Source organism: Hymenobacter endophyticus (genome assembly GCF_032464715.1).
Taxonomy (GTDB): Bacteria; Bacteroidota; Bacteroidia; order Cytophagales; family Hymenobacteraceae; genus Hymenobacter; species Hymenobacter endophyticus.
Window position 1 is genome coordinate 70763 of record NZ_JAWDJT010000010.1, and the last position, 19816, is coordinate 90578.

Genomic DNA, 19816 nt, shown 5'->3' on the forward strand with positions numbered 1-19816 from the left:
GTGGTAGTCAGGGAAAGATAGACAAACCGGCCCGAAGCTGCACCGCCGTTCTGGCTTCACTCGCGCCCTGGTTTCCGGCACTCCCACGATTTTTCCGGCACTCCCGCGAAAAGGCCTGCATTCGGGCCGGCGGGGCCGCAGCTTTGGCGCATCAATCACCCGTAACAACCCCCTGCTCATGGATACGCACCAACTAGCCCGCGACGTAAAATTCCTCAAAGCCTACGCCCTGGGCGCTACGCTGGTCCCAATGGTAGCCCTGCTCTGCGCCTTCGGCAAGCCCGATAAACCCGTACGGTTCAGGGAAATTTCGGTGGAGCGCATCAACCTGGTGGAGGCCGATGGCACCCTGAAAATGATGATGAGCAACAAGGCCCGGTTTCCGCAGGGCGTTACCATTGATGGCAAGCACATCAGCTACAAGCGGGAGCACCCTGGCATGCTGTTTTTCAACGATAAAGGTGAGGAGTGCGGTGGCCTGATCTTCGGTGGGGAGCAGGGCAAGGACGGCAAACCCTCGGCCGGCGGGCACCTGTCGTTTGATCGGTTTGGGCAGGATCAGGTTATTGCCCTGAACTACCAGGAGCAGGGCGGCGGCTACAAAGCGGGGCTCACCTTTAGTGACGCGCCCGACGAATCGATGAGTGCTCTGGAAGAGAAATATAAGAACGCCACGCCCGAGGAAAAGCAGAAAGCCGTGCAGGAGGGTAAGCTGGGCCTGATGCGCCGCCTGTACGTGGGCACCACCGCCGGCCGCTCCTCCGCCATGATTATGGCCGACCAGCGCGGCGCTACCCGCGTGATGCTGGTCGCCAACACCGACCAATCCACCCTCGATTTCAAGGACAGTCGGGGCCGCACCCGCCTCACTATCGGCGTCGATAAGGATAACCAGCCCGTGCTGCGCTTCCTGGATGAGAATGGCAAGGATGCTAGGCCGGCCGGGCAGTAGGCCGTAGATGCAGGTTGGCCAGCGTACGAAACCACACTACTATACCCTCATGCTGAGCAAAGCCGGAGGCGTAGTCCAGGCATCTTTACCGCTTCGTTGCATTGCCTGTCGGCTGGGCGGAGATAGAGGTGCTTCGGCTTCGCTCAGTGTAATGGGCTGAATCTTCCATCGAAGGCAAACTCACCGTAGCTTGCCGCCGCATATTTCCTCTCATGCGTAAAAAGCCCTGGTTTTACTCGTTTGTGCTGGTGCTGTCGGTGCTGCTGGCACTCTACACGCGCCTGACTATGGCGGTAACGGTTGAGGAATTCTACCTGTTTCCGGACGCGCCGTTCTGGCTGTTTCTGGAAGCCTTGCTGGTGGTGTACGTACTCGACTGGCTGCACGCCCGCGCCACCCGCTTGGGGCGGAGCAACGGCCGGGCCAGCTACTACTTTGGATTGCTGTGGCGCGGGGTGCTGCTGTTCGTAGGGGGGCTGCAGTTGCTGAACGGGTTGCTGGTGCTAACCGGCGTGGCGCGTGGCGACTTTGGCAACTGGTACGCCCTGGTGCGCGGCTTATCGTCGGATGCGTTTTTGTACTTACTGGTGGGCAGCGTGTACCTGCCGTTTCTATACCAGCAGCACGCCGCCCAGGTGCGGGTGGAGGTGGAGCGGCTGGAAAAAGAAGCCACACAGGCCCGCTTGCAGGCCTTGCAGCAGCACGTTGATCCGCATTTTCTGTTCAACAACCTCAACATCCTGGCCGCCCTCATCGAGCCCAGCAATACCACCGCCCACGACTACGTAACCCACCTAGCCAGCCTCTACCGCTACCTCGTGCGTACCCGCCAGCAGGATGCCGTGCCCGTGGCCGAGGAACTGGCCTTCCTGCGCGACTACCAATTTCTGTTGCAGCGGCGTTTCGGGGCCGCGTATGTGTTCGAAGAGGATGTGCAGGTACCCACCCAGGAGCTTGAGCACCTGCTGATTCCGCCCGGGGTGGGGCAGGAGCTGCTCACCAACGCCCTCAAGCACAACCTGGGCAGCCGCACCCGGCCCCTACGCGTGCGCCTCACCCTCACGGCCTCCAGCCTGCAGGTAAGCCACGCCCGCCAGCCCCGGCCAGTGCCCGCCCCCGGCGAAGGCAGCGGCCTGGCCGGGCTACGTGCCCGTCTGGCGTTGCTCCAGGATACGCCCGTGCACATCGACGACACCCCGGAGCAGTTCAGCGTGACATTGCCCCTCGTGCGCCGCGCCTCAGTACCAGATGAGGTAGAGTAAAACCCGGTTCGTATGCTCTCTGCTCAGTTTCGCTTTTCTACATAATCGTAAATCCTTACTGCTCACCTCATGCTCCGCTTGCTGTTGATTGAAGACGAGGAGCCGGCCCTCGACCAGCTGCGCCGCTTTGCGCTCCAATACGCTCCTGAAGCTACTATCGTAGGTGAATGCCAACAGGTGAGCGAAGCAGCGGATTTTCTGCGCCAGCACCCGGCCCCCGACCTGATCCTCTCCGATATTGAGCTGCTTGATGGCAATGTCTTCCAGCTGTTCGGGCAGGTAGCCGTTAGTAGCCCGGTTATCTTCGTCACGGCCTACGACTCATTTCTGGTGCAGGCTTTCGAGCAGAACGGCATTGCCTACGTGCTCAAGCCGGTGCAATACGCGCAATTTGCCGCTGCCATGCAGAAGTTTGAGCGGCTGCGGCAGTCGTTTCAGGGGGCGGCGTTGCAGCACCTGGCCGCGACGTTGGGTAGTGTCGCGCCAGCCCCATCCTACAAGCAGCGGCTCGTCAGCAAGTCGCGGCAAGGTTTGTATCTGCTTGATGTGGTCGATCTGGCGTATTTTCAGCTGCGCAACGGCGTTACGCACGCGCTTGACGCTCAGGGCAGGGCCTTCGTGCTCAACGAAACCCTCAGCCAGCTCGAAACTCAGCTCGACCCGGCCCGCTTTTTTCGCCTCAACCGCACCGAAATAGTGCAGCTCAGCGCCATTGAGCGGCTGGAGCCCTACTTCAACGATACGCTGGTGGTACACTTGCGCGGCCAGCCTATAAGCCTTACCGCCAGCACCCACCGCACCCCCGAACTCCGCCGCTGGCTGGGCCTGAAATAACCGCCGGCCAGCGCAGAAAAGCCCGCCACTCTTCGCGTAAGCAAGAAATGGCGGGCTCTGTTGCGCTGTCGAAACGACCGACGTATTCTATTCTTCGCGGTGAACGGTGGCGGGCGAAAAGGCCGGTACACAGACGGACCAATACTCACACTCGGCATCGAAGGGGTTGGAATAGCGTACCCGCGCCCCAGCCTTAATTAACAATGACTCTCCCGCCCCAAGCTCTACCACGTCACCGTCAATTTCAAACTGCTTGCGGCCCCGTACTACAATTGTGACTTCGTCGAACTCGGGGCGCTGATGCGGCTCGCTCCACTGGGGCGGAGCCACCATATGCGCTACGCTGTATTGCCCGGTGCCAGAGCTGGCCAACCCAATATGCTCCTCAATGAGCTTGCCATCGGTGGTGGGAACTATAAATGGGTTCTGCTGGCGAAAATAGCGTTTCTCTGACATGGTAACGGGAAGAGTAAAGGACGGTACAGTAAGCGGTTAGGGTGGGGCCTTGCAGGCAAATAGCCCTCTTATCCTTTGGGCTGACCGGCGTCTGGGCAAGGGCCTTTTGTATAGGTTTTTACGCCCGCATTGGTGGCCTGGCACGCATTGCCGTAGGTTTGGTTGTTGCAGCCGCATACGGGCGCATACTCCATGGTACACATAGCGTCGGCTTTGATTTTGCTGGGGTCAATGCAATCAGCAGAGGAGGCGGTTTCGCGCTGGCAGCCTGCCAAAGACAGGAGTGCGACTGTGCAAGCAAGGAGTTTGTGCATGGTGCAAGGGGTGAAGGGTACGTGGCCGGTACTGGAGTTGGCGGCTAGGCAAGAAAGGCAGAAATGTGCGTAGTGTACGACGAAATGCAGCCAGAGGCGTACCAAGGATAGAAAAATCAAATATTTGAAAGGGCTAATTTTTTCGTGCAGCAAAACCCCGGCTGCCCCGGTGCGTATAGCTGCCCATAACCGGCCGCTACCTCAACAGCAACGCCGGTCTTATTCTGAACCCAATTTCTCATTCATTCTCTCCCCCAAAATCATGTCGTACCACGAAGAAGACAACTCCGGTAAAATTCTCCTCGCTGCTCTGGCCGGTGCCGGTGCTGGTATCATTGCTGGTCTGCTGATGGCTCCTGATAAAGGCAAAGCTACCCGCGAAAAAATTGGCTCCGCTGCTACCAAATACAGTGGCCAACTGGGCGAGCAGCTTTCCAAATACGGTGAAGACCTCGACTCGAAATTCAAAGGCTATATCGAAAAGCTGGAAGACCTGGGTATCTCGGGTGCCGGCTCCAAGCTGAAGCTGAAAGGCAACTGGGACGAGGCCAAAGGCAAGCTGAAGCAGCAGTACGCGCAGCTGTCGGATGAGGACCTGGACTATGCTGAAGGCAAAGGCGACGAGTTGGTTGGCCGCCTGCAGAACAAGCTAGGCAAAGCCAAGCATGAAGTAGTAAAAATGCTGAACGACCTGTAGGTCAAGCGGCACCTCGCAAAAGCCCCGACCTTGCATAGAGGTCGGGGCTTTTTTTAACCTCTTTGGGTAAGAGCCGTTAACCCCGTTAGCGTAAGCTCAAAGCAAATGCTTATCTCATCTACATTTCCTCACCTTACTTTCTCTGCGTTATGGAAGATACCAAAGGCAAAGTGATTCTATCATTGCTGGCCGGTGCCGCGGCTGGTGTTGTGGCCGGGCTATTGCTGGCTCCCGAAACCGGTGATGACGCACGGGCCGGCTTGAAAAAATCAGCCTCCCGCCTCGGCGACGACTTCAACAAGCTCCTGAAGGATGGCAAAAGCCGGCTTAGCTCGCTGAAGGACCAAGCCCCCGCCGATTCGGAGCAACACCGCACCGACCGTACCACCGCCGATGAACTGCTGAGTTCCCTAAATCAACCTAGCAGCTCAGACTCCGATACAGGGTCGGATTCAGACTCAGACTACGACGGCATCGGTGGCGACTCCCGGCATCAGCCAGGGTACCGTGGCTAGAAATAGGAAAAATTCTTTGTGGAGGAGTAACCTTTATCGTGCTGCTTCGTTGAAGAATGTACAACCGTCTTAAAAGAAGATAGGAGAGGTTATAAGAGTAAAATTGCCGGCCGTGGAGCTTCTGGTAGGAACTGGTAAAACAACCCGCTAGTAAAATCATACGTTGCCCATCGCACGCTTCTCTGGTACACCCCTTTCTGAAAGGTAAGTTGGTTGTATAATAGGAAAGCCTCCCGTCCATATTTTGACGGGAGGCTTTCTTGCTTTCGTAGCAATCAGTGTGAAGTAATTATTTCCCGCTGACTTGTAACCTTCTTCTGGCACGGGCGTTAAAGCATACATAACCGACTTACAAGATGTTGAACAGGCATCTGTTGTAAAATTGCCGGCTGTAGAGCTTCTGTTGGAGAATGGTTAACAAGACCCAGCAGTAAAATCGTACATGCCCATCGCAAGCTTCTTCAGGTTCTTTCCTGTTTAGCGGAATAATCAGTCAGTTATAAAAGAAAGCCTCCTGCTACTACTAGCAGGAGGCTTTCTGATTTTACGCTGATTCAGAACCGAAACCTATTCCTCTGTTTCAGGCTTCGGGGCATTTTCCGACTTCGTGAACTCCGGTTTCATCTGCGGGAAGAAGAGTACATCCTGGATGGAGTTGGAATTCGTCATAATCATGCTCAGGCGGTCAATGCCAATGCCCAAGCCAGCCGTAGGTGGCATACCGTATTCCAAAGCCCGCAGGAAGTCTTCGTCCAGCACCATGGCCTCGGTGTCGCCGCGCTTGCCCAACTCCAATTGGTCCTCGAAGCGCTGGCGCTGGTCAATGGGGTCATTGAGCTCGGAAAAGGCATTACAGATTTCCTTGCCGTTGCAAATGGCTTCAAAGCGCTCCACCAAACCTGGCTTGCTGCGGTGCTTTTTCGCCAGCGGCGACATCTCTACCGGATAATCGGTGATGAAGGTGGGTTGGATGAGCTTGGGCTCGACATGCTCCCCAAAAATTTCGTCGATGATTTTGGCTTTGCCCATGCTGGGGTCAAGGCCTACTTTCAACTCCTTGGCGGCGGCGCGCAGTTCGTCCTCGCTCTTGCCGTCAATGTTGAAGCCCGTGAAGTGCTCAATGGATTCGGCCATGGTAAAGCGCTTCCAGGGGCGCTGGAAGTTAATGAGGTTCTCACCTACCTGCACTTCGGTTTTGCCGTGCAGGGCCAAGGCTACGCGCTCCACCATCTCCTCCACCAAGTCCATCATCCAGTAGTAGTCCTTGTAGGCTACGTACAGCTCCATCTGGGTGAACTCAGGGTTGTGAAACCGGCTCATGCCCTCGTTGCGGAAGTCCTTGCTGAACTCGTATACGCCATCAAAACCGCCCACGATGAGGCGCTTCAGGTACAGCTCGTTGGCAATACGCAGGTACAGCGTCATGTCCAGCGTGTTGTGGTGGGTTTTGAATGGCCGGGCAGCGGCACCGCCGTACAAAGGCTGCAGAATGGGTGTTTCTACCTCTAGGTAGCCTTTGTCGTTGAGGTAGTTGCGCATGGCCTGCACCAGCTGGGTACGCTTAATGAAAGCTTCGCGCACGTGCGGGTTCACTACCAAATCCACGTACCGCTGGCGGTAGCGCTGCTCGGGGTCGGAGAAGGCATCGTAGGTAACCTTTTCGCCAGTAGCCTCATCGGTACGCTCCTTTACTACGGGCAGGGGGCGCAGACTCTTGCTCAGCACCGTAAGCCCGGTAACATGAATGGAGGTTTCCCCCACCATCGTCTTGAACACGTGACCCTTCACACCCACAAAGTCGCCCAGATCCAGTAGCTTCTTGAAGACGGTATTATACAACTCCTTGTCTTCACCGGGACAGATTTCGTCCCGATTGATGTAGAGCTGAATGCGGCCCGAAGCATCCTGCAGCTCAGCAAACGAGGCCTTTCCCTTCACCCGAATTGACATGAGGCGGCCAGCCAGGCTCACATCCTGAAAGTTATTAAGCTCGGGATGATAATTCTCGAGGATTTCCTGGGCGTAGAAGTTCACGTCGAACAGCTCGGAGGGGTAGGGCTCGATGCCGAGCTTCTGGAGTTCTTCCAGTTTGTTACGACGGATTATCTCCTGTTCGCTGAGGTGCTGCATGGTACGTTGAGTAAAAACAAGGCCCCAACGGGGCCGCCAAATCAAGCTGCAAAAATAGCGTGGTTCACACACTTATCTACATAAACCGGTGAAGAGTTGGTTGGTTGCCGGCAATGTAGCCGCAGTACCGGATACGTAAGCAAAAAGCGCCGACCCAAAAGGCCGGCGCTTACGTGTATATGGAGTCGGAGCTAAAGAAGGTTGGAGCATAAGGCGGCCCCTTAAGCGGCCATACGCAGCGTGGGTGCTTCGTCGCTGAGCGTGGGCTCAATGCGGGTGCGCAGGCGTTCCTGCACAAAGGTATTCTGCAGGTGCTTGGGCAGCTCGGCTACCAGTTGCTGGTAACGCTCCAGGCCAAGGGCCTTGGCCACGTAGGTTTCGTGCACGCCGTTGAGGTAGCTCACAATGTTGAGCAGGGACTGATGAAACAACTGGAAGTCAATGTCCGCTTCTACAAACCGCTCAATTTCTCGGCTGGTCTGCGAGATGCGCAGGCGACCCAGCAGGTCAAAAACGGTGGTGTAGCCCAAGCGCCAGGTAATCTGCTGCCAGTGCGCGGCCGTCCACTTGTCCAGTACTTTGCCAGTCTTCTGGCTGCGAATAGCCGTGTTGGGATTGGCCTGCACCTGCAAACGCGTAGCCTGTGCCTTGATCTTGCGGGTAGTGCGCAGGAATTGGCCAATCTGAGCCTGGGCGTCAATCTCCTTACCGGCAATATGCAGGCCTGCTTTGTAGCCCGCTAGAGGCAACCGATGAATGCTAAAATCACCGTAAGCGCCAGCCGCATAAAAGGAAACCGGACGCGGATAGGCATTGCGCACTACCAAGCGGCCCACTTCCCGGCGGATAAGGGAAGGGTTGGCGCTACGCACGCCAGCCGTGTACAGAAAAGCCTGTAAACCGGCCGTAATGGTGTGGTAAGCCTGTGGGAAAGTCCAGTGCAAGGCATTGCGCAAGTAATCCTCGTCGCCCAGCTCGGCCGTAGCACGCAGGGCATACTCCGTGCTCCAGCTGGCGTGCAGCAGTTTGGTAATGGCCTGCACATCCGTATCGGTCAGCTCAGCCTGATGGGCCCGGAAAAACGGGAGGTGCTGCAAGCCACCAGTGGCATCGTCGGCCTGCTCAATGTGGTAGTTAATAGCAAAGAAGTAATTCAGAAACACTTGCGCCGGAATCGATTTGCGCCAGGTTTCTTCGGCTTGCTTTTGCTCTTCGGTAATCAGCGGGATGATGGGCGTTTCCATGTCGTTCGTTGTCATATCTACTCAACCAAGATACTAATAAATAGGTTCTTATTTGCTAAAAATATGTGCAATATAAATTAGCTAGTAAATTGTTGTTTATGAGTAAGTTAACTGTTGTTATTGTTTGATACTGGCATCTGAGTTGTAAAGTCGATTTACTAACGTATTTCACTGTCAAGAATAAGGCATAATAAAGCCTCCCGACTACGGCCGGGAGGCTTCTTATTCACTTCTGTAAGCACCGAGTGCTTAGATCTGGTCTTTCAGTACGGCTACAGCTTCACGCAAAGTAATATCCTTTTTAAGGGGCTTAACGAAGCGCGAGGCACGGTTTACTTTAATGGTATCAGCGCCTATCTGACGGATATCGAAAGCCAGAGGGGCAATAGCCATGGGCTGGGCCGCATTCTGGATGGCTTCGTACTTATCCGATTCCGTTTTGGCCTGTACCTGCTCGGCACGGTAGTTCACCAGCTTCAGCGACACTTTAGTATCGTCCTTACGCTTCACCATGCGCTGCACCATGTCAGAAAGCTGCTTGAAGCTGGGGCTGGTGTTCACCCGGGCCGTGCTAGCCTGCCGCAGTTTATCGATGGCCGGAGCATTGCTCCAGGCGCGGTAGCGGGCGGGCGTAATTTCGTCCCACTTCAGGGGGTAATCGGTTTCCTTTTCGCCCTGGTCGAGGTAGCTATACGCGTCGGGCAGAACGATATCAGGAATAACACCCTTGAATTGCGTAGAACCACCATTGATGCGGTAGAACTTCTGCGTAGTCAGTTTCAGTGAACCGAATGGCTTGATGCTGTTGAATTCAGCGGGCATAGCGTCGTCCAGGTCGAAAATACGCTGTACAGTGCCCTTGCCATACGTGCTGGCTGAGCCCATAATTACACCGCGCTTATAATCCTGAATAGCAGCTGCCAAAATCTCCGATGCGGAGGCACTATACTTGTTCACCAGTACCACCAGGGGGCCGCTGTACTGAACCCGGGGGTCACGGTCGTTGAGGATAGTGGGGGCACCCTGGCCGCCACGCACCTGCACTACCGGGCCACTATCAATAAACAAACCGGCCATTTCCACCGCGTCCTGCAAGGAGCCACCGCCATTGAAACGCAGGTCGAGCACTACGCCCTGCACATTCTCCTGCTTTAGCTTCTCCAGCTCTTTCTTCACGTCGGCAGCCGAGCTACGACCACCGTTGTCATTAAAGTCAGCATAGAAATTCGGCAGCTTGATATAGCCTAGCTTCTTGCCTTTCTCGTCAATGGTAGCCGATTGAGCGTAGGTTTCCTCGATTACAACCACGTCGCGGATGATGGGAATAATCTTGGTGCTGTTGTCCGGCTTACGAACAGTCAGCCGGACCTGAGTTCCCTTCTTACCACGAATCAGCGTGATAGCCTTATCCAGACGCCAGCCCTCTACTGATACTGGTTCCTCGGCACCCTGTGCTACCCGAATAATGGCATCACCAGCTTTTAACTCACCCTGCCGGTAAGAAGCCGAACCCGGAACGATGTCAGCCACCTTAATCTGACCGTCCTTTTCCTGCAGTGTGGCTCCAATACCTTCGAAACGGCCGGTCATGGCAATATCGAAGTTGTCCTTGTCGCGGGGAGCGAAGTACTCGGTGTGGGGGTCGTAAGTGTTGGCAATAACGTTGGCGTACATAGCCAGCCGGTCATTAGCATCCGTCTGCGACAGATCCTTGAAATAGTCATCAAAATACTTCAGCACCCGCTTGCGGGCTTCAACTTCCATCTGAGCAGGCGTGCGCGTAGGCTCGGAAGTAGTAGCAGCCGAAGGCGTAACGTTGGTGGCAGCCAGCGGCTTGTCCTTTTTCTTGGTCTGCTCATCCATCATTTCCGAAACCCGCACCAGAGTCTGATACTTCAGAAACTTGCGCCACTCTTCGCGCTGAGCGGTGGCATTAGCAGCAAAATTGGCCTTATCAGGCTCGGTTTCAAACGTTTCTTCTGCGGTAAAGTCAAAAGGCTGAGCCAGAATTTCCCGGTACAGGCCCTGCACATCCTTCACCCGCTGGCTCATAAGCTCCGTGCTCTTGTCCAAGAACTCGTGGGTGCCGCGTTGCACTTCGTCGTCAATACTCTTCTGGTGCTGCGACAAAGCTGTTACATCAGATTGAAGCAGGAATTTCTTACTGCCATCCAGGCGCTTGAGGTACAAATCGAAAACGCGCTTGGAAAAGGCATCATCAATACGCTCAGGCTGGTAATGGGCTTGGCTTAGGCCCGATAACATGGCCTTTATGAGAACCTCGTCCTTCTGCGGAGAACTGCCGTCGTTGCGCCGGTATAGCTTGTAGGAAGCCAGCACAAACACCGCCAGCAACACAGAGGCATACAAGCCTATTTTGAGTCGGGGGGAAGACATGAACTAACGGGATGAAATGAAAAAAATCGGAATCAGGAGTTATCCTGCAATTGGGCTACGCAGAGCCTAAGCTACCGGTTGTGCATACAACGTGCCACCTGTTATATAAGTGCCCCACAACGGTACGCCTAGCTTGGTAAAGGGCTCGAAACAGGCCGGGAGGTTGCATCAGCCATACGTAGCTACCCGTGAATATAGGGGTTCGAAAAATAAACATCCAAAGATGAACAAGTGATGAGTCAGCTATTGGGATATTACAAAAAAGAGGGCCCCTCCCGTGTTGGGAGGAGCCCTCTCTAAAAGCTATTGAAGCTGAGACTAGTAGCGACGTACTTTGTCACCGCTGCTACGACGGAACTCCTCTTCGAAGTAACGCGCGTCTTCTTCGTTGCGAGGACGTACACCCATTACGATGTTGCCGCTCTTCACATCAGATTCGTACTCAGTAGCATGCTCTTCAGGAATACCCGAGCCTACCAGAGCACCTACCAAGCCTCCCGTCAGACCACCAGCACCGGCACCAGCCAGGGCAGCAGCAATAGGACCAGCAATGATCAGGCCCAGGCCGGGCAGAGCTACGGAAGTACCAATAGCGGCAATAGCACCAATAACGGCACCAGCAGTACCACCAATGGCCGAGCCTACACCGGCACCTTCCATGGCTTTATCACCAAGTTCGGTTTCAGGGGTTTCGTCACCGAAATGACGCTTGCGGGTGTCATCCGACATCAGCAGGTTCACATCGTCTTTAGTGTAACCACGCGACGACAGTGACTGGTAAGCACGCTCAGCGCTGTCACGGTCACGGAACGAGCCCGTGGTGTAATTGCTGCCTGAACCGTACGTATGGTTGCTGCCAGTTACGGCACGAGCGGCATCGCCAGCGGCATTTTGTGTGGCATCAATGCCAGCGCCTACTGTTGCACCTACCGAGCCAGCTACAGCTGCACCCTTCTGGGTAGCGCTGTGGTCATGGTGGGGGTTAGTGTCAGCGCCGGAAATCGAGGAGTCACCCGTTGACGAGTTACCCATGTTGCCGCTAGAGGTAGTGTTGGCACCTGTGCCGTAACCTGTGCCAGCCGAGCCAGTACCGTAGTTAGCGCCTGAACCAGTACCGGAGTTAGTGGGGTTGATCGAATCGTTGTTCATGGGGTGGAGAATTAATGAATGAATAGGAGAGAGACGCCGGCGGGGCTACGGGAAAGGAGTCCGCCGCAGGGTTTCGAGAGTCCTTAACGCAACCACAGTAGTGGGGTTGCAGAATATGTACCAGTCCACTCCTATTTATTCCTGCAATAAGTCCATCAACAAGCCGAAAACGCCATTTTTTGCTTACCCAAAATTTTCAAAATTCTTATTGTCCTGCCAAAAGGCCCGACACTCCCGGCGCATGTCTTTCAGGAAATTCTCCTGTTGCTTTAACGTGCGCCATTCGCCTAACCCAAGCCGCTCACATAGTTTATAGAAGGCATCACCTTGCCCTTTTGAGCCTTCTACCTTTACCAGGCAGCTTAAAATCGGGCGACCTGCTTCGTACTCATTGGTGGATATTTCAGCCAGAATCTCGTTGAGGCGGGCTTTTTCGTGGGAGATGTCCAGATTCAAGCCAAGCTCGGCTTCCTGAACCAGGTTGAGGTAGCTGGTAGTACCTACTTGCGTGCGAGAAAAGCGGATCAAATGGCTGCGTACTCGGCCAGTCATGGGCAGGGAGGATGGTGGAGTTGAAAGCGGAATGTAACAAAAAAAGTCCGTGACGGTAGGCCTACCCTTACCGCCACGGACTCGCGCTTGCCAAAAACTGTGCCGTTCAGATATTTACCTGGTTGGCACCAAGTAGTGCTATTGTACCTTCCGGCGGTTCATCTCCTTTTGAATCAACATAAACTCCCGGCTGGTTTGGCCGGCAATGGCCGTATTTTCGTCGGCCCGGCGCAACAAGTAGGGCATAACGGCGGCCACCGGTCCGTAGGGAACATACTTGGCTGTGTTGTAGCCAGCATGGGCCAGGTTGTAAGTGAGATTATCACTCATGCCAAAAAGCTGGGCAAACCAGATGCGGGGGTCGGCCGGTTGCACCCCTTGCTCCTGCATCAGTTGGGTAAGCAGCAAAGAACTGGCTTCGTTGTGCGTGCCGGCGCAAATGCTGATACGGTCAATGTGCTCTACGCAGAAGCGTAAAGCGTTGTCATACAGATCATCGGTGGCGTTTTTGGTGGCGTTAATTGGGTTTTGCCGCCCCTGCTGAGCAGCTACGCGGGCTTCTTTCTCCATGTAGGCACCCCGGACGAGCTTTCCGCCCAGATAATAGCCGCCGGCCACGGCATCAGCATGAGCCTTTTCCAAGGCCTCCAGCCGGTCGTGGCGGTAGAGCTGATAAGTATTCCAGACGATGGCCGACTCCCGGTTATAGCGGTGCATCATCTCATAAGTTAGCTGATCAATGGTGTCCTGGAACCAGCTTTCCTCCGCGTCTACAAACACCCGGACGCCATGCTGGTGAGCACGCGCACAAATTGCATTAATCCGCTTGCGGGTTTTTTCGTAGCTCATCTGCTCGTCTGCCGTCAGGGCCTTGCCAGCCTGCACCTTTTCTAAAATGCCAGCATCACCAACACCAGTCACCTTAAATACCGAGAAGGGAATGTGCTGGGAGCGGCCTGCCAGCTCAATAGTGGCCAGAATTTCGGTAGTAGTGGCATCAAAGCTCTTGTCGTTGCCCTCACCTTCCACCGAGTAGTCAAGGATGGTACCGATGTTGTAGCGCCCTAACTCCTGAATTACAGGCAGGCATTCCTGAATGGTTTCACCTCCACAAAACTGATCAAAAATAGATTTCTTGATCAGAAAGGCCGTGCCTGGGATGTGCCATTTCAAGGCCGTTTTCATGAGGCCACCCCCGGTTTTTACCAGTGTGTTGTTATTCATGGCCGCAAACAGCGCATACATTTTGCGCAGCTCTCCGTTGGATTTAGAGGCAAATGCAACGGCCGTGTCGTTGAAAGAAACTGGGGGGGCTTGCGTAACGGGCATAGATGGGGTGGTTGAGCAGGGAATGGGTGGTGACTGCGCCCACAAAGATAACCTGTAATCCTGCTTTTTGACTAGCAAAGCTGGAAAGAAGGGCAACCTGTAAACCGCCGAAAGCGGCCGGGAAATTCCCGCCGCTTGCTATTTACAACCAGCTGTACCAGTTATGAGTATTAGTGGGGCTTGTGAACAGGCAGATTGGCCGATACTTCGGGTACTACCCGCGTATAGCTATGAGCCAGCAGCTTGCCATTAGTATCCTGTAGTTGCAGGCGGTTGCCAATAACCGAGTAGTACTGATTGTTCTGGTAGCCCCGGTAAATGATCAGGTGCTTGGGCGGCTTACCGAAGCCGCCCATCTCACGCCGGACAGAGAAGGCCGCCGCGCTAATCAAAGTACCATCCTGGTAAAAGCGGGCCCGACCACGCCGGTCAAACTCCACCACCACTTGGTGGCTGGTATTGCTGGGAGTAAGAGCTGGCCGATCTTCAGCAGTGGTTTGCTGCCATTCCCAGCGGCCGACCAAACCCTCCTCGACAGTGGGCATGGCATCCTTACTGCAGGAGGCAAACAAAGCCCCAGTTACTGGAAGCCCTGCTACTAATACAACACGAGTAAAAGAGCGCATAGTTGAATAGAGAGTAAGTTGCGCATCCATGATGGAAACTTGAGGTTAAATAGTTGCATCAAAACAAGCTAATTTTGTCTGATTTCTTGCAACCGTTCGTCGAAATATTTTAAGAAAACCATAAAATTTTGAACGAAACACTGTTTATAGGAACCTCAGCTTTGGAGCAGGTAGCTCGTATAGCTCACCAGCCAGCGGTAAGCTCAATTATCGTACTGGTTGATACCCATACGGCGCGCCTATGCCTACCACTGCTGGAATACCATCTGCCCGCAGGCTATACCCTGATAGAAATTCCGGCGGGGGAGGAATTCAAGACGCTGGCCACCTGCGAAAACGTATGGCAGACGCTTACTGGTATTCAAGCCGACCGCCATGCGTTGGTTATTAACCTGGGTGGGGGAGTAGTAACCGACCTGGGTGGTTTCGCGGCGGCTATCTATAAGCGTGGAATCCGGTTTGTGCAGGTGCCTACCACGCTGCTTGCCCAGGTGGATGCCAGTGTAGGCGGCAAAACGGCAGTGGATTTTATTGGCTTCAAAAACCAGTTGGGCGTTTTTCAGGAGCCCGCGGCCGTATGCATTGATCCGCGTTTCCTGCAAACCCTCGATCCACGTCAGTTGAAATCCGGGTACGCGGAGGTGGTAAAACACTGGCTGATTGCCGATGCGGAGGCCTTTAATCGTAACCGTTTGATCGGGGTGCTGGGTATTTCTGACTGGGCTTCTATCATTGAGGAGTCGGTGGCCTTGAAGCAGCGCATCGTTGCTCAAGATCCCCTGGAAAACGGCTTGCGTAAGCTACTCAACTTTGGGCACACGGTGGGCCATGCCCTGGAGAGCTATCTGTTACAGCAGCCCGGCCGTGAGATTCTGCACGGGGAAGCCGTGGCAGCGGGAATGATGTGTGAGGCTTGGCTGAGCCACGAAGAAGGCTTGCTGACCCAGGCAGAGCTGGAGCAGATTGAAACGTTCTTGTTTTCGGTGTTCGAGAAAGTCCAGTTCATCAGCCTGGAGACAGAGGCAATTGCCGAATACGCCCGTCAGGACAAAAAGAATTCGGGCGGCGTTATCAATTGCACCCTCCTGCAAGGTATTGGCAACGGAGTGTACGACCAACCCGTGACTTTGCCCGAAATTGCGGCTTCCCTGCAACACTACCACCGGCTCTGAGCCGCCACTAGTCCGTTGCGTTTTGTCTTAACCTAGGTCGGGCCATTGGTCGTCCTGCATTGTACTTGTTCAATTATCGACTCCGTTCTAACTCTTACCGGGCCCGTGGGGCCACTGCGCGGTAGTGCACAAGTGCCGGCTTCCAAAAGTGAAAGCAACCGGGCCCTCATTATCCGGGCGCTGGCGGGGGGCGGCACGCTGCACAACCTGTCCGATGCCAACGATACCCAGCTTATGCAGCGCCTGCTGCAACAGCCTGCTGCTACCATAGTGGATGCTGAGGATGCCGGTACTGTTATGCGCTTCCTCACAGCATATTTGGCCATGACGGGCCGGCAAGTTGAGCTAACCGGCACGGCCCGCATGAAGGAGCGGCCCATTCGGGTGCTGGTAGATGCGTTGCGCGAACTTGGAGCTCGTATTGAGTACCTGGACCAGGAAGGCTACCCGCCCCTACGCTTACTAGGCTGCACACCTCAGCCCGCCACTGAAGAAACGTCCAATTTCACGGAGCTGCGCGTACGCGGCGACATTAGCAGTCAGTACATTTCGGCCTTGCTGATGGTGGGCCCTACGCTGCCCCATGGCCTGCGCATCTGGCTGGAAGGCAAGGTGGGCTCCCGGCCCTATATTCGAATGACGCAGGCGCTGATGCAGCATTTCGGAGCACAGTGCCGGGATTTGGGTGAGGTACTGGAAGTGCGCCCCCAGGCGTATCAGCCTACTGATTACACTGTGGAAGGCGACTGGTCGGCGGCCAGCTACTGGTATGCGGCGGTAGCCCTAGCCCCCGCCGGCTCCCACCTCACATTGCCCACTTTGCGCCGCTACTCCTGGCAGGGTGACCAGGCCATTGTCGGCATTATGGCGCAGCTTGGTGTGCACACCGAGTACCTAGCCGATGAGCAGGTACGACTCAGCAAAACCACGCCGGCCAAAGAAGTGATGCAGGACTTTACAGATTGCCCTGACCTAGCCCAGACCGTGGCCGTGGTAGCTGCTGCTTTGGGCATTAGTGTTACTATGACCGGGCTGGAAAGTCTGCGTATTAAGGAAACCGACCGGATTGCCGCCCTGCAAATTGAGCTGGCCAAATTCGGTGGGTTCTTGCTGGATGAGGGCGAAGGCCGCTTCCGGGCCGGGTCGGAGGGTTTTCGGGTGGCAGGCCAGAAGGTAGCCACTTACCACGACCACCGGATGGCTATGGCATTTGCGCCGCTGGCTTTGTTGGGTTCCCTTGCCATTGAAGAGCCCCGCGTGGTGCGGAAGTCGTATCCGCAGTTTTGGCGAGAGTTGGAAAAAGTAGGTTTTGTAACTGACCCAGCTCCAGCGCCGATGTTTTAGCTATAATCTAGGCTGTGTGGACAGTAAGCAAGCCTAAATAAGGTCAGTCATGCAGAGCGCAGCGAAGCAGCTCGCGTGCTGAGGTTGTGATAGTAACTTCAATGTCAGCACGCGAGTTGCTTCGCTGCGCTCTGCATGACATTCCGCTTGGTAGTAAGAAGCATTACGGTACACACAGCCTGGTGTATATACCGAGGCCACTTATCAGCACCGGATAAGTGGCCTCAGTGTTCATTAGATGTGCAGCTGCCGGAAGTAGCTGGCTGAATGTTGGAGGCGGCTACCATACCAGCTGAACAGTTCACCATCCACAATCCGTATCGTGGCATCCGGGCAAATGGCCTGGAATTCCGCAAGGTGCTTTTGTCCGAAAGGATAGGGCTCCGAGGAAAGCAGAATATGATGGGGAGCAGCGGCTTGCAGCTGTTCGGGCGTTATTTCAGGGTAACGGCCCAGGTTGCTGAATACATTACGAAAGCCTGCCCGCCCAAGCATATCATCAATAAAAGTGTTGCCAGCTGCTACCATATAGGGTTTCCGCCAGATGAAATAAGCTGCCGATGGTAACGTAGCAGGTGCTGCCGACACGGCAAAAGACGTGGTAATTTCAGCTGCTAGCCTCTCGGCAGCCTCTTTGCGGCCCACTAACAGCCCTACCCGCCTGATCATCGTCAGCGAATCTGGTAAGGTGTTGATGTCGCTCATCCATACCGGATAGCGCCGGGCCAACTGCTCAATGCCTTCCCGATAGTTTTCTTCCTTGTTGCCAATAATGAGGTCGGGCCTCAGGGCGTCAATTTTCTCGAAGTCGAAATTTTTAGTGCCCCCGATAATTGCCGCCAACTTGCGGGCCTGCGCCGGATGAATACAGAACTTGGTAACTCCCACCACCCGTGCGCCCACCCCCAGTGCAAACAGCAATTCGGTTTGGGATGGTACCAACGATACAATCCGCTGGGGCGGGAAAGGCACCGCAACCCGCCGGCCCATCTGGTCGGTTACGGTAAGCGGAAGCGTAGGGATTGGGGGATGTTTCAAGCTGGATCTTTAAGGCGTACTGTGGATAATGTCTGGTCTCTGATATGGGCTACACAAAGAGCTCATTATGACAGCTTGCTGTAATAATGGTCTAAGCTCTCTGATTATTGCTTGACGGGAGGCTTCACGATTAAGTGAAGGATGATAGGTAGATATACTGCCGTATTCAAAGTAGCGGTACTGTTTGCCAGATGTATCCAACACAACTTCTCTCTCACAGTAAGGGGCCAGCAATGGAGGCACAAACTTGAGCTGATTTTCCTTTTCAACCGCCCACCCTCTTTCTGAAACGGTGAAGGCGAAAAAAGAAGACCGTAAATTAATTGCTTCATATAAGCAACTATCGGTAACAAGCCTAGCCCAAATAGCAGTATCGTTTTTAGGCCAGATTAAGAGACTATACATCCGGTATGCTTTGGTGTCACAAAGCAGCGCTTGGTAAACGAGCGTTTGATGAATGCCTCGTTTGTGCAAATCGGTTGACACCTCCTTTATAATTTGCTTATCGATAAAGCTATGTGGTTTAAGATAGAGTTGTTGAGCCAAGCAAACTGGCCCGATTAGCGACAAGCATAAACTCAAAAAATATTTCATATAATAAACGGATTAATAAGCAGCATAAATAAAACGGCCGCTTAACTAAGCGGCCGTTTTATTTATGCTTATGTAAAATACCGGAAATCGTGCTTGTCCTCTATGCGCAGCAATGCTTCGTAAATAAGCTCAATCACGCTCTGCACATCGTCTTTGTGCACGGTTTCAACGGTGGTGTGCATGTATTTCAAGGGCAGCGAGATGAGAGCGGAGGCTACTCCGGCATTGGAGTAGGCAAACGCATCGGTATCGGTGCCCGTGGCGCGGGTAGCGGCGGCTCGCTGGAAGGAAATTTCCGCACTCTGAGCCGTTTCAATAATAAGGTCGCGCAGGTTGTTCTGCACGGCCGGGCCGTAGGTGATAACGGGACCTTTACCGCAGAAAATGTCGCCGGACGTCTTCTTCTCGTACATCGGCGACTGAGTATCGTGGGTTACATCCGTTACAATGGCCACGTCCGGATTGATACGGTGAGCCACCATTTCGGCCCCACGCAGCCCCACTTCCTCCTGCACTGCATTCACGATGTAGAGGCCGAAAGGCAGTTCTTTCTTGTTCTCTTTCAGCAAACGGGCCACTTCGGCAATCATGAAACCCCCAATACGGTTATCCAGGGCCCGGCCCACATAAAATTTATCGTTAAGTACCGTGAATTCGTCCTCGAACGTAACAACGGAGCCCACGTGAATACCCATTTGCTCTACCTCTTCCTTTGAAGATGCGCCGCAGTCGAGGAACACGGTTTCAATGGTAGGTGCTTTGTCCTGCTCCACTTTACGCACATGTATGGCCGGCCAGCCAAACACCGCCTTCACGATGCCTTTTTTGGTGTGAATATTCACCCGCTTGCTAGGAGCCACCAATGGGTCAGAGCCACCGTTTTTGCGCAGATACAGGAATCCTGATTCCGTGATAAAATTTACGAAGTAGCTGATTTCATCGGCATGGGCCTCAATCACCACCTTGTACTCCGCCTTGGGGTTCACCACGCCCACTACCGTACCGTAGGTATCCACGAAGTACTCGTCGATGTAGGGCTTGAGGTAGTCCAGCCATATTTTTTGACCTTCCTTCTCGAAGCCGGTGGGGGAGGGGTTGTTGAGATACTTCTGCAGAAAATCGAAAGACTCTGGACGCATGCGCAAAAGGGAAATTAGGATGTCAACTTGCTAGCCATTGCACGTAGGGCCAGCCCAAGCAGGGCGCACAGC

At 54.5% G+C, this 19816-nt stretch carries 19 protein-coding genes; 7 read left to right on the forward strand and 12 right to left on the reverse strand.

What is annotated here, in order from left to right; genetic code table 11:
- Positions 1–178 precede the first annotated feature (178 nt).
- From ROI90_RS14960 to ROI90_RS14970, 3 genes are all read left to right on the forward strand, one after another.
- The gene (locus tag ROI90_RS14960) at positions 179–952 is read left to right on the forward strand and encodes a hypothetical protein (RefSeq protein ID WP_315999162.1); all 774 of its coding nucleotides are present in this window, start codon (positions 179–181) and stop codon (positions 950–952) included.
- Positions 953–1164: 212 nt separating this feature from the next.
- Positions 1165–2214, forward strand: coding sequence for a sensor histidine kinase (locus tag ROI90_RS14965; RefSeq protein WP_315999163.1), 1050 nt, complete (start codon positions 1165–1167; stop codon positions 2212–2214).
- Between the two features lie 69 nt (positions 2215–2283).
- On the forward strand, positions 2284–3048 hold the full coding sequence (locus ROI90_RS14970; RefSeq protein WP_315999164.1) for a LytR/AlgR family response regulator transcription factor: 765 nt from the start codon (positions 2284–2286) through the stop codon (positions 3046–3048).
- An 87-nt stretch (positions 3049–3135) separates the two neighbouring features.
- Here ROI90_RS14970 and ROI90_RS14975 read toward each other — a convergent pair whose 3' ends face one another.
- Positions 3136–3504: a cupin domain-containing protein gene (locus ROI90_RS14975; RefSeq protein WP_315999165.1), complete on the reverse strand. Its 369-nt coding sequence runs from the start codon at positions 3502–3504 to the stop codon at positions 3136–3138.
- 68 nt (positions 3505–3572) lie between these two features.
- Entirely contained in the window at positions 3573–3818 is a 246-nt protein-coding gene (locus ROI90_RS14980) for a Kazal-type serine protease inhibitor family protein (protein WP_315999166.1), read from the reverse strand.
- A 262-nt stretch (positions 3819–4080) separates the two neighbouring features.
- Between ROI90_RS14980 and ROI90_RS14985 the strand changes: the two genes are divergently transcribed.
- On the forward strand, positions 4081–4515 hold the full coding sequence (locus ROI90_RS14985) for a CsbD family protein (protein WP_315999167.1): 435 nt from the start codon (positions 4081–4083) through the stop codon (positions 4513–4515).
- Between the two features lie 149 nt (positions 4516–4664).
- Positions 4665–5030, forward strand: coding sequence for a YtxH domain-containing protein (locus tag ROI90_RS14990; protein ID WP_315999168.1), 366 nt, complete (start codon positions 4665–4667; stop codon positions 5028–5030).
- 567 nt (positions 5031–5597) lie between these two features.
- Here ROI90_RS14990 and lysS read toward each other — a convergent pair.
- The 7 genes from lysS to ROI90_RS15025 form a co-directional block, all read right to left on the reverse strand.
- On the reverse strand, positions 5598–7160 hold the full coding sequence (gene lysS, locus ROI90_RS14995; protein WP_315999169.1) for a lysine--tRNA ligase: 1563 nt from the start codon (positions 7158–7160) through the stop codon (positions 5598–5600).
- A gap of 221 nt (positions 7161–7381) precedes the next feature.
- Positions 7382–8419 carry a hypothetical protein gene (locus ROI90_RS15000; protein ID WP_315999170.1) on the reverse strand — a complete coding sequence of 346 codons (1038 nt, stop codon included), beginning with the start codon at positions 8417–8419 and terminating at the stop codon, positions 7382–7384.
- A 234-nt stretch (positions 8420–8653) separates the two neighbouring features.
- A complete protein-coding gene (locus ROI90_RS15005; RefSeq protein ID WP_315999171.1) occupies positions 8654–10801 on the reverse strand; it encodes a carboxy terminal-processing peptidase in 2148 nt (715 codons plus the stop codon).
- Between the two features lie 318 nt (positions 10802–11119).
- Entirely contained in the window at positions 11120–11950 is an 831-nt protein-coding gene (locus ROI90_RS15010; protein ID WP_315999172.1) for a hypothetical protein, read from the reverse strand.
- 183 nt (positions 11951–12133) lie between these two features.
- Positions 12134–12502: a hypothetical protein gene (locus ROI90_RS15015; protein WP_315999173.1), complete on the reverse strand. Its 369-nt coding sequence runs from the start codon at positions 12500–12502 to the stop codon at positions 12134–12136.
- A 138-nt stretch (positions 12503–12640) separates the two neighbouring features.
- Positions 12641–13831: a proline dehydrogenase family protein gene (locus ROI90_RS15020; protein ID WP_315999174.1), complete on the reverse strand. Its 1191-nt coding sequence runs from the start codon at positions 13829–13831 to the stop codon at positions 12641–12643.
- Positions 13832–14001: 170 nt separating this feature from the next.
- On the reverse strand, positions 14002–14376 hold the full coding sequence (locus tag ROI90_RS15025) for a hypothetical protein (RefSeq protein WP_315999175.1): 375 nt from the start codon (positions 14374–14376) through the stop codon (positions 14002–14004).
- 209 nt (positions 14377–14585) lie between these two features.
- On the opposite strand from ROI90_RS15025, the gene aroB reads away from it, so the two are divergent.
- Together aroB and ROI90_RS15035 are read left to right on the forward strand one after the other, a co-directional pair.
- Positions 14586–15629 carry a 3-dehydroquinate synthase gene (aroB, locus tag ROI90_RS15030; RefSeq protein ID WP_315999176.1) on the forward strand — a complete coding sequence of 348 codons (1044 nt, stop codon included), beginning with the start codon at positions 14586–14588 and terminating at the stop codon, positions 15627–15629.
- A 105-nt stretch (positions 15630–15734) separates the two neighbouring features.
- Positions 15735–16973, forward strand: a complete 1239-nt coding sequence (locus tag ROI90_RS15035) for a 3-phosphoshikimate 1-carboxyvinyltransferase (protein ID WP_315999177.1) — start codon at positions 15735–15737, stop codon at positions 16971–16973.
- A gap of 234 nt (positions 16974–17207) precedes the next feature.
- On the opposite strand, the gene ROI90_RS15040 is transcribed toward ROI90_RS15035, so the two are convergent.
- From ROI90_RS15040 to ROI90_RS15050, 3 genes are all read right to left on the reverse strand, one after another.
- Positions 17208–17963 (reverse strand): helical backbone metal receptor, encoded by a 756-nt coding sequence (locus ROI90_RS15040; protein WP_315999280.1) that lies wholly within the window; start codon positions 17961–17963, stop codon positions 17208–17210.
- Positions 17964–18020: 57 nt separating this feature from the next.
- Entirely contained in the window at positions 18021–18605 is a 585-nt protein-coding gene (locus ROI90_RS15045; protein ID WP_315999178.1) for a hypothetical protein, read from the reverse strand.
- 68 nt (positions 18606–18673) lie between these two features.
- Positions 18674–19744 (reverse strand): M42 family metallopeptidase, encoded by a 1071-nt coding sequence (locus ROI90_RS15050; protein ID WP_315999179.1) that lies wholly within the window; start codon positions 19742–19744, stop codon positions 18674–18676.
- Positions 19745–19816 lie beyond the last annotated feature (72 nt).